11 protein-coding genes are annotated in these 10,625 nt (G+C 59.5%); 9 read left to right on the top strand and 2 right to left on the bottom strand.

Annotated elements, in window-relative coordinates:
* Nucleotides 1-204 precede the first annotated feature (204 nt).
* A complete protein-coding gene (locus tag AC1RL5_RS13680; protein ID WP_103407860.1) occupies nt 205-1,425 on the bottom strand; it encodes a CaiB/BaiF CoA transferase family protein in 1,221 nt (406 codons plus the stop codon).
* A 13-nt stretch (nt 1,426-1,438) separates the two neighbouring features.
* Nucleotides 1,439-2,620 (bottom strand): acyl-CoA dehydrogenase, encoded by a 1,182-nt coding sequence (locus AC1RL5_RS13675; protein WP_072451963.1) that lies wholly within the window; start codon nt 2,618-2,620, stop codon nt 1,439-1,441.
* A 159-nt stretch (nt 2,621-2,779) separates the two neighbouring features.
* Here AC1RL5_RS13675 and AC1RL5_RS13670 point away from each other — a divergent pair, with 159 nt between their 5' ends.
* The 9 genes from AC1RL5_RS13670 to AC1RL5_RS13630 all read left to right on the top strand — a co-directional run bounded on the left by AC1RL5_RS13670 (nt 2,780) and on the right by AC1RL5_RS13630 (nt 10,603).
* Nucleotides 2,780-3,679 (top strand): LysR family transcriptional regulator, encoded by a 900-nt coding sequence (locus AC1RL5_RS13670; RefSeq protein ID WP_072451962.1) that lies wholly within the window; start codon nt 2,780-2,782, stop codon nt 3,677-3,679.
* Nucleotides 3,680-4,130: 451 nt separating this feature from the next.
* Complete coding sequence (locus tag AC1RL5_RS13665) at nt 4,131-5,252, top strand: Re/Si-specific NAD(P)(+) transhydrogenase subunit alpha (protein WP_019095630.1); 1,122 nt, start codon at nt 4,131-4,133, stop codon at nt 5,250-5,252.
* Nucleotides 5,253-5,267: 15 nt separating this feature from the next.
* Complete coding sequence (locus AC1RL5_RS13660; protein WP_005783507.1) at nt 5,268-5,591, top strand: NAD(P) transhydrogenase subunit alpha part 2; 324 nt, start codon at nt 5,268-5,270, stop codon at nt 5,589-5,591.
* Complete coding sequence (locus tag AC1RL5_RS13655) at nt 5,591-7,027, top strand: NAD(P)(+) transhydrogenase (Re/Si-specific) subunit beta (protein ID WP_492589281.1); 1,437 nt, start codon at nt 5,591-5,593, stop codon at nt 7,025-7,027. The genes AC1RL5_RS13660 and AC1RL5_RS13655 overlap by 1 nt, the downstream gene beginning before the upstream one ends.
* 179 nt (nt 7,028-7,206) lie before the next feature.
* The gene (scpC, locus tag AC1RL5_RS13650; RefSeq protein ID WP_011058499.1) at nt 7,207-8,700 is read left to right on the top strand and encodes a succinyl-CoA:acetate CoA-transferase ScpC; all 1,494 of its coding nucleotides are present in this window, start codon (nt 7,207-7,209) and stop codon (nt 8,698-8,700) included.
* A 319-nt stretch (nt 8,701-9,019) separates the two neighbouring features.
* Nucleotides 9,020-9,235, top strand: coding sequence for a DUF1127 domain-containing protein (locus AC1RL5_RS13645; RefSeq protein ID WP_011058498.1), 216 nt, complete (start codon nt 9,020-9,022; stop codon nt 9,233-9,235).
* A 268-nt stretch (nt 9,236-9,503) separates the two neighbouring features.
* On the top strand, nt 9,504-9,707 hold the full coding sequence (locus tag AC1RL5_RS13640) for a DUF1127 domain-containing protein (RefSeq protein WP_072451960.1): 204 nt from the start codon (nt 9,504-9,506) through the stop codon (nt 9,705-9,707).
* Nucleotides 9,708-9,874: 167 nt separating this feature from the next.
* Complete coding sequence (locus tag AC1RL5_RS13635; protein WP_072451959.1) at nt 9,875-10,192, top strand: DUF2388 domain-containing protein; 318 nt, start codon at nt 9,875-9,877, stop codon at nt 10,190-10,192.
* A gap of 102 nt (nt 10,193-10,294) precedes the next feature.
* Entirely contained in the window at nt 10,295-10,603 is a 309-nt protein-coding gene (locus AC1RL5_RS13630) for a DUF2388 domain-containing protein (RefSeq protein WP_145713549.1), read from the top strand.
* Nucleotides 10,604-10,625 lie beyond the last annotated feature (22 nt).

Raw genomic sequence — 10,625 nt, 5'->3', positions numbered from 1 at the left:
TATCGAAAACTGCGTAACTCGTTGAATCTCAAGGAGTTTTCCGTTTCGACTGCGCCGGAAGTGGGGCGAATTATAGACCTGTAGAATCTGCCGTCAACACTTAATTTGCATTTTCTATGAATAAGCTCAAAAGATCCCTCTAAGGGTGCTTCTACAAGGCTATATAGAGGCACAAGATGCGCCTCTATATATAGAAGGGCGGCGCTACACCACTCGCGAATGCCTCAAGGCGTCCACCGCCTCGACCCGCATCCCCAATACACGTTGCAGAACCTCTGCAGTATGTTCGCCCAATAGAGGAGGGGCGTTACGGTACTCAACGGGGGTTTGCGAAAGGCGAATCGGGCTAGCCACCTGAGGCACCATCCCAGCCAACGCGTGTGGCAGCTCCACAGCCAGGCCTCGAGCCACGACCTGAGGATCAGCAAACACCTGCGCCAGATCATTGATCGGCCCACAAGGCACCCCAGCCAGCTCCAGCTGACTCACCCACTCCGCCGTAGTCTTGAACACCGTGGCCTGGCGAATCAGCGGAATCAGCACCGCCCGATTGGCCACCCGCAGCTTGTTAGTGGCAAACCGAGGATCGCCCGCCCACTGCGGATGACCTGCTACCTCGGCAAACTTGCGAAACTGCCCATCATTACCCACGGTAAGGATGAAGTCGCCATCCGCCGTCGGAAAATCCTGATAGGGCACTATATTAGGGTGCGCATTACCCAAACGCTTGGGAGCGACCCCCGTGGTCAGATAGTTCATGGCCTGGTTGGCCAGACAAGCGACCTGCACATCCAGCAATGCCATATCGATGTGCTGACCACAGCCCCCCTGATCTCGATGAGCCAGGGCCGCCAGAATCGCCACAGTGGAGTAGAGCCCGGTGAGGATATCGGTCAAGGCCACCCCCACTTTTACCGGCCCAGCCCCCTCATCACCCTCAGGTCGCCCAGTCAGGCTCATCAGCCCACCCAAGCCCTGGATCATGAAGTCATAACCCGCGCGCTTGGCATAGGGCCCGGTCTGACCAAAACCAGTGATAGAGCAATAGATCAGCCGCGGATTGACGGCCTTGAGCGACTCATAGTCCAGACCATAAGCCGCCAGTCCACCCACCTTGAAGTTCTCGATGACGATATCCGACTTGGCAGCCAGCTCACGCACCAACTGCTGCCCCTCAGGGCGCGTGAAGTCGATGGTCACTGACTGCTTGTTACGGTTGGCCGACAGGTAATAGGCAGCCTCCGTGGTGTTCTCGCCATAGGCATCTTTAAGGAAGGGCGGCCCCCAGGCGCGTGTATCGTCACCATTACCCGGACGCTCGACCTTGATGACCTCGGCCCCCAGGTCCGCAAGGATCTGCCCGGACCAAGGCCCGGCCAGTACCCGAGATAAATCCAGTACCCGCAGATGCGATAACGCCCCCATGGTCGCTCTCCTATTAATAGAACGCCTGGATACCGGTTTGTGCACGCCCGAGAATCAGCGCATGCACGTCGTGAGTACCTTCGTAGGTGTTGACCACCTCCAGGTTCACCAAGTGACGAGCAATACCGAACTCATCGGAAATGCCGTTTCCACCCAGCATGTCACGCGCCATGCGGGCGATATCCAGGGACTTGCCGCAGGAGTTGCGCTTCATGATCGAGGTGATTTCCACCGCCGCAGTCCCTTCATCCTTCATCCGCCCCAGGCGCAGGCAGCCCTGGAGGGCGAGGGTGATTTCGGTCTGCATGTCCGCCAGCTTCTTCTGGATCAGTTGGGTTGCCGCCAGAGGACGACCGAACTGTTGGCGATCAAGGGTGTATTGGCGTGCGGTGTGCCAGCAGAACTCCGCAGCCCCCAAGGCGCCCCAGGAGATGCCGTAACGCGCCGAGTTCAAGCAGGTAAAAGGTCCTTTGAGCCCACGCACATCCGGGAAGATGTTCTCTTCCGGCACGAACACGTTGTCCATGACGATTTCGCCGGTGATCGAGGCCCGCAGGCCGACCTTGCCGTGAATCGCTGGTGTACTCAGGCCCTTCCAGCCTTTCTCCAGGACAAAACCACGAATGTCGCCGGCATCATCCTTGGCCCAAACCACGAATACATCAGCAATCGGGCTGTTGGTGATCCACATCTTGCTACCAGTCAGGCTGTAGCCACCGTCCACTTTGCGTGCACGAGTAATCATCGCACCCGGGTCAGATCCATGGTTCGGCTCGGTCAGACCAAAGCAGCCAATCCATTCGCCGGACGCCAGTTTCGGCAGGTACTTCTGCTTTTGCGCCTCGGTACCAAACTCGTTGATCGGCACCATCACCAAGGACGACTGCACGCTCATCATCGAGCGGTAGCCGGAGTCCACTCGCTCCACTTCACGAGCGATCAGGCCATAGCACACATAGTTAAGGCCGCTGCCGCCGTACTGCTCAGGAATGGTAGCGCCCAACAGGCCGACTTCACCCATTTCCCGGAAGATGGCCGGGTCGGTCTTCTCATGGCGGAAAGCTTCCAGAACCCGTGGTGCCAGCTTGTCTTGAGCGAACTGCTCGGCACTGTCGCGGACCATGCGTTCTTCTTCGGTGAGTTGCTGGTCCAGCAGAAGGGGATCGATCCAGTTGAAGCTTGCTTTACCGCCCATGAGTGAATCCTCGTGAAGTAGGTCAACTATCGTGGAACAGATCCTAGGCCTACGGGGCGCCCCCAGGCAAACGAGGATTTCGCATAGTGTTGTGCTAATTTCTCACTTCGTAATGGCCTAAACCGCCTTTTACAGCATCTATTAGTGAGATTGCCGTACATGCGCAGAAAGATCCCCAGTACCGCCGCCTTAATCAGCTTCGAAGCCGCGGCACGTCATGAGAGCTTTACCAAGGCAGCCCAAGAGCTTTCCCTAACCCAGGGTGCGGTCTGCCGACAGATCGCTAGCCTTGAAGAGTTCCTCGGGGTGGAACTTTTCCGGCGTTCACGACGGGGCGTCAAGCTCACTGAGGCCGGGCTGTCCTACAGCCGCCGGGTCGCTACACAACTGGACGCTGTGGAGCGCGACACACTTTCAGTGATGGGCCAGCAGGGGGCCAACGTCATCGAACTGGCAGTGGTTCCGACCTTCGGGACGCAGTGGTTATTGCCACGCCTGAAGGACTTCCAGCAGCAGCACCCCGAAGTCACGGTCAACCTGACCAACCGCACGCGCCCCTTCCTCTTTGCCGACACCCCCTTCGACGCCGCCATCTACTTTGGCGACGCCGATTGGTCGGGTACCCAGTCTCACCGGCTGATGGGCGAAAACCCGATGCCGGTGTGCAGCCCGGCAATGCTCGGCAAGCAGCAAGAGTTGAGCGCCGAGGCCATAGCCGAACTACCCCTGCTGCAGCAGACCACGCGGCCTTACGCCTGGCGGCAATGGTTCAATTCACAGCAGCTGAATATCCCCCGCGACATGACAGGCCCGCGCTACGAGCTATTCTCCATGCTCGCCCAGGCAGCCATGCACGACATGGGTATCGCCTTGATTCCGCCCTTCCTTATCCAGCGCGAGCTGGCCGAAAGACGCTTGGTCATTGCCAACCCCCAGGCACTCTCGAGCATCAAGGCGTATTACCTGATGATTCCCGAACGCAAAGTGGAATCGGCCTCTTTACGGGCTTTTCGCGACTGGCTGGTGAACCAGGCAAACAGCTACAACCTTGAAAAATAAAGGCTCACAACCAATAGTTGACCTCGTAGTCAAATAAATCAAAGCCCTACAGATATAACTATTTGTCGCATTTTCACAGACTGTACCGACACCTTGAACAATCGTTCTACAAGCGCCTAACCACGCGGCTTGTAGGGTTTATTCAAGGGCAATGTAAGACTATTCATGTCACGGATGAGAAAAATCTTATTTTCCATGGTAAAGCCTTGAAAGGCACGGCTTACAAGGCTTTAACCTGGTACGTTGCGACATTCGGTCACGGGGTGACTTGTAGTTAATTTTCCGTCACTAGTCAGAATCCCTTGAAGGCCTCAAAGTTCGCCTGCAAAATGCCGCGCCCCGCTGTGATTTCAGCGGGATCGTGCTGATCGGCCGCCCCAGCCGCACCCTCCGAAGTGCGCTGGCCTTCTAAGAAAGATCGAAAGCAATAAGATCAAGCAGGAGATTTGACGTGCACATTGGTGTTCCTCTCGAAACCCAGACGGGTGAAACACGGGTTGCTGCAACCCCGGAAACCATCAAGAAGCTGATCGGCCAGGGTCATAAAGTCACTGTGCAAAGCGGCGCCGGCATTAACGCCAGCGTGGTCGACAGTGCCTATGAAGCGGCAGGAGCCACCATTGGCAGCGCCAACGATGCCTTTGGCGCCGAGCTGATTCTCAAGGTCGTGGCGCCCAGCGACAGCGAACTGGCGCTGATCAAGAGCGGCACCGTGCTGGTGGGCATGCTCAATCCGTTCAGCAATGACACCATCGCCAAGCTGGCCGAGCGCGGGATCACCGCCTTCGCCCTGGAAGCCGCACCCCGCACCTCCCGGGCCCAGAGCCTGGACGTGCTGTCGTCCCAGGCCAACATCGCCGGCTACAAGGCCGTGCTGCTGGCTGCCCACTACTATCCGCGCTTCATGCCGATGCTGATGACCGCCGCCGGTACGGTGAAGGCTGCCCGGGTGCTGATTCTCGGCGCCGGTGTTGCCGGCCTGCAGGCCATCGCCACGGCCAAGCGCCTGGGTGCGGTGATCGAAGCTTCGGACGTGCGTCCGGCAGTGAAGGAGCAGATCGAATCCCTGGGCGCCAAATTCGTCGACGTGCCTTACGAGACTGACGAAGAGCGCGAGTGCGCCGTCGGTGTCGGCGGTTACGCGCGCCCCATGCCGGCCAGCTGGATGCAGCGCCAGGCTCAGGCCGTGCACGAACGCGCCAAACAGGCCGATATCGTCATCACCACCGCGCTGATTCCGGGCCGCAAGGCACCGACCCTGCTGAGCGCCGATACCGTGGCCCAGATGAAGCCCGGTTCGGTGGTCATCGACCTGGCAGCCGCTCAGGGCGGCAACTGCCCACTGACTGTGGCTGACCAGGTCGTAGTCGAGCACGGCGTGACCATCGTCGGCCCGACCAATCTGGCCGGGGCAGTGGCTGCCGACGCCTCGGCGCTGTATGCGCGCAACCTGCTGGACTTCCTGAAGCTTGTCTTCACCAAAGAAGGGCAGTTCGAAGTCAACCTCGAAGACGACATCGTCGCCGCGTGCCTGATGTGCCGCGACGGCCAAGTCATCCGCAAAAACGCCTAAGCAGGGATTCAGACGATGGAAGAGCTTATCTCCCCCGGTATCTACAACCTGATCATCTTCGTGCTGGCGATCTATGTCGGTTACCACGTGGTCTGGAACGTTACACCCGCACTGCACACCCCCCTGATGGCAGTGACCAACGCCATTTCCGCGATCGTCATCGTCGGCGCCATGCTGGCTGCCGCCCTGACCGTGACCCCGCTGGGCAAGACCATGGGCACCCTGGCCGTGGCCCTGGCCGCGGTCAACGTGTTCGGTGGCTTCCTGGTGACCCGTCGCATGCTGGAAATGTTCAAGAAGAAAGCGCCCAAAGCCGTGAAAGAAGAGGTGCAGAAATAATGAGCATGAACCTGGTAACAACCCTCTATCTGATCGCCTCGGTGTGCTTTATCCAGGCGCTCAAGGGCCTTTCGCACCCGACCACGTCCCGCCGCGGCAACCTGTTCGGCATGCTGGGCATGGCCCTGGCGGTACTGACCACCATCGGCCTCATCTATAAGCTGGGCGCGGAACTGGCGACCGCCGGCATCGGCTATGTCATCGTTGGCCTGCTGATCGGTGGTACCGCCGGTTCGATCATGGCCAAGCGCGTCGAGATGACCAAGATGCCGGAACTGGTGGCCTTCATGCACAGCATGATCGGCCTGGCCGCGGTGTTCATCGCCATTGCCGCCGTGGTCGAGCCTCAGTCCCTGGGCATCGTCAAGCACCTGGGCGACTCGATTCCCGCCGGTAACCGCCTGGAGCTGTTCCTTGGCGCAGCCATCGGTGCCATCACCTTCTCCGGTTCGGTGATCGCCTTCGGCAAGCTGTCGGGCAAGTACAAGTTCCGCCTGTTCCAAGGCGCACCGGTACAGTTCGCCGGGCAGCACAAGCTCAACCTGGTACTGGGCCTGGCCACCCTCGGCCTGGGCGTGACCTTCATGGCCAGCGGCAACCTCGGTGCCTTTGCCCTGATGCTGGCCCTGGCCTTCGTCATGGGCGTGCTGATCATCATCCCGATCGGCGGCGCCGACATGCCGGTAGTGGTGTCGATGCTCAACAGCTACTCGGGCTGGGCGGCAGCGGGGATCGGCTTCTCCCTGAACAACTCGATGCTGATCATCGCCGGCTCCCTGGTGGGCTCCAGCGGCGCAATCCTCTCCTACATCATGTGCAAGGCGATGAACCGTTCGTTCTTCAACGTCCTGCTCGGCGGTTTCGGCAACACAGCCGATACCGGCGGCCCGGCAGGTGCGAAGGAAGCACGCCCAGTGAAATCCGGTTCAGCCGACGATGCGACCTTCCTGCTGACCAACGCCGATACCGTGATCATCGTCCCCGGCTACGGCCTGGCGGTGGCACGCGCCCAGCACGCGCTGAAAGAGCTGACCGAGAAGCTGACCCACCGCGGCGTGACCGTGAAATACGCGATCCACCCTGTAGCGGGGCGCATGCCCGGCCACATGAACGTCTTGCTGGCCGAAGCCGAAGTGCCTTACGACCAGGTGTTCGAGATGGAAGACATCAACTCCGAGTTCGGCCAGGCCGACGTGGTGCTGGTGCTGGGCGCCAACGACGTGGTCAACCCGGCGGCGAAGAACGATCCTAAGTCGCCGATTGCCGGCATGCCGATTCTCGAAGCCTTCAAGGCCAAGACCATCATCGTCAACAAGCGCTCCATGGCCAGCGGCTATGCCGGCCTGGACAACGAACTGTTCTACCTGGACAAGACCATGATGGTCTTCGGCGACGCCAAGAAGGTCATCGAAGACATGGTCAAAGCCGTCGAATAAAGCTGCTGTAGCGCAATACCCAAAACCTCAGCCTTTAGTAGGCTGGGGTTTTTTATTTACTCCATAAAGCCGACAGAAGGCTCTAGATCAGGGCCTTTCATTCGACCTTTGTCGCGCGGTGTTTTTTTTTGAAATCACTAGACTGCGCTTCTTGCTTCCGTTGCCCGAGATAACAATCCATGTACCGTGATCGTATCCGCTTGCCTTCGTTGTTGGATAAGGTGATGAGCGCCGCTGACGCTGCCGCTCTGATTGAGGACGGCATGACCGTCGGCATGAGCGGCTTCACCCGCGCCGGTGAAGCCAAGGCCGTGCCCCATGCCCTGGCCGAACGGGCCAAGGTAACGCCACTGAAAATCAGCCTGATGACCGGCGCCAGCCTGGGCAACGACCTGGACAAGCAACTCACCGAAGCTGGCGTGCTGGCCCGGCGCATGCCGTTCCAGGTGGACAGCACCCTGCGCAAGGCGATCAACGCCGGCGAAGTGATGTTCATCGACCAGCACCTGTCGGAAACCGTCGAACAACTGCGTAACCAGCAGCTCAAGCTGCCGGACATTGCAGTGATCGAAGCGGTCGCCATCACTGAACAGGGCCATATCGTGCCGACCACCTCGGTGGGCAACTCCGCCAGCTTCGCGATCTTCGCCAAGCAGGTGATCGTCGAGATAAACCTGGCGCACAACCCGAACCTGGAAGGCCTGCACGACATCTATATCCCGACCTATCGCCCGACCCGTACACCGATCCCCCTGGTGAAGGTCGACGATCGCATCGGCAGCACGGCGATTCCGATCCCTGCGGACAAGATCGTCGCCATCGTCATCACTAATCAGTCGGATTCGCCGTCCACGGTTTCCACCCCGGACAGCGAGACCCAGGGCATCGCCAACCACCTGATCGACTTTCTCAAGCAGGAAGTGGATGCCGGGCGCATGAGCAACAAGCTCGGCCCGCTGCAGGCCGGTATCGGCAACATCGCCAACGCGGTGATGTGCGGCCTGATCGAGTCGCCATTCGAGAACCTGACCATGTACTCCGAAGTACTGCAGGACTCGACCTTCGACCTGATCGACGCCGGTAAGCTCAGCTTCGCCTCAGGCAGCTCCATCACCCTGTCGAGCCGGCGCAACGCCGACGTGTTCGGCAACCTGGAACGCTACAAGGACAAGCTGGTGCTGCGTCCGCAGGAGATCTCCAACCACCCGGAAGTGGTGCGCCGCCTGGGTATCATCGGCATCAACACCGCGCTGGAGTTCGATATCTACGGCAACGTCAACTCCACCCACGTCTGCGGCACGCGGATGATGAACGGCATCGGCGGCTCCGGCGACTTCGCCCGCAACGCGCACCTGGCGATCTTCGTCACCAAGTCGATCGCCAAGGGCGGGGCGATTTCCAGCGTGGTGCCGATGGTCAGCCACGTGGACCACACCGAGCATGACGTCGACATCCTGGTGACCGAGATCGGCCTGGCGGACCTGCGCGGCCTGGCGCCGCGGGAGCGGGCCCGGGTGATCATCGACAACTGTGTGCATCCTTCCTACCGCGACGCACTGAATGACTACTTCACCAAGGCCTGCGCCTTGGGTGGTCACACGCCGCATATCCTGCGTGATGCCCTGAGCTGGCACATCAACCTGGAAGAAACCGGGAAAATGCTCGTCGAGTAATTGATACAGTTGGCAGCTGACGCAAACACAGTTTCGTCAGCTCGCCGGCCGCTCGCCAATGTCCGCCAAAAACTGTACTGCTGTACCGGTATTTTCCCCGCCTAAAACCACTTACCTCCCATCAAAAAGCACCAAAATGCACCATAAAGGTGCTGACAGGTACAGTTGCGCCTTTTCCGAACAGTACAGCCCCTATAAACAGTTAACTGGTCCTTCACAATACAGGTGAACTGTATCTACAGAGTCTTGCGCGGGAAGAGGATCATGGGCACCAGTTAAACCACTACCTGATCCCGCCACAAGCGGAAGGATGTCAACCATGGAACGTACACTCAGTTCCGAACTGTTCTTCGAAGACAAAGCTGAAAAAACCCAGGCTTCCCTGCCTCTGCGCGTTATCGCCAACCTGATGCTGTGGCAGCGCCGCATCTCCAGCCGCCATCAACTGGCTCGCCTGGATTCGCGTCTGCTGGCCGATGCCGGGATCAGCGAAGCACAACGCTACGAAGAGCTGAGCAAGCCGTTCTGGCGCTAACTCAGCGTCGCTGGCCCTGACCCACCGGGTCCACCGCCAGCACCCCGAATTGCACACAACAAGACCCGTCGCGGGAAACCGCGACGGGTCTTGTCGTTCTGGCCGCGGAAAACGCGCTACACAGCTGAAATACAGCCCGCTTCATCGTGACAGGTACAGTTTTATAAAACATAACAATTAACCAGTACAATTTAGTTCGAGTGTATCTGTATCACCGCATCGAACCGCCGCACCATGAGGTTGCAGCCAGCTCATCGCTCGGCTGCTCATGGAGGCAAGCATCATGCACTCGTCCCCTGGCTCCAACCTTCACTGCACGCCCTTCAAGCGCTGGCTCACGGCGCTCGCCAACACACGGGAGCGGGACCGCACCCGTCACTTGCTGGCACAAATGGATGAACGACAACTCTCGGACAGCGGCATCAGCCACAGCGATCGGGCAGCGGAACTGCACAAACCCTTTTGGCGCTGAGGCCTGCCGCAACGCTGTGCGAATGGGGCCGCTGAGCCTAATATCTGAGGCGACGTGGCGATTTTCATTCGAACTGCGTCAGAGCAATCAGACACAGCACCTCGCAGTGGCTGCCCGGCGTCTCACTCAGCGCCCTTAAATTGTCTGTTCATTCACAGGAGTTACCCATGTCCCGTCTCCGCCTGCTCAGCGCCGCCGCCCTGCTGGCCCTGGCTGCCAATGCCCACGCCACCAGCCTGATCGTGACCACCGACGCCATTGTCGGCGCGCTCAAGGCCACCACCGACGCCACCTCCGATGCCACTTCTTCCCTACGTGACAACAAGATTGTCCGTGCCGCCCGGGATGATGCCGCCAGTTTCGTCGCCACCGACGGCGCCATTCGCGGGGTAAAACTGGAAAGCGCACTTGCCCACATTCGCCAGCAAGCGCCTCAGTTGCAGGCCTCTGATGCACAGCTGGCCCAGGCCATCCTGGCAATCTGAAGCGTCTCGGTTTCAGGTGCCCCGCGCACCTGAAACCCTCTGCGCTGGTCCTCCAAGGGGCATTGCGCTAGCCTTGGCGCTGGTTTTCAGCTGTCGAGACTCTTGGGTTTGTTCCGTATTTCGCTTTCCGCTCCCGTATTGATCGCCGCCTGTTGGGCCGGTTCGGTGCAGGCATTCGACCTCACCACCCAAAGCCTGGTTGTCACCGTCTATGCGACAGGCCAGGTGACCTCGGCGCCCTTCGACCATAAACTGCTGCTTGCTGCCCAGGATGACGCCGCTGCCTTCGTGGCAACCGACGGCCAACTGCGCGGCGCCCGCCTGGAGTCTGCGCTGGAATACCTGCGCCAGGACCCGGCAAAACTTCATGCCAGCGACCTTGAACTGGCGCTGGCAATTCTCGTCCAATAACCATCCCTGTTCTTCCGGAGTC

Source organism: Pseudomonas sp. GW822-FHT06D10, from assembly GCF_058799535.1.
The sequence above is the reverse complement of the archived record's forward strand: the minus strand, read 5'-3'. Positions and strand labels throughout refer to the sequence as shown.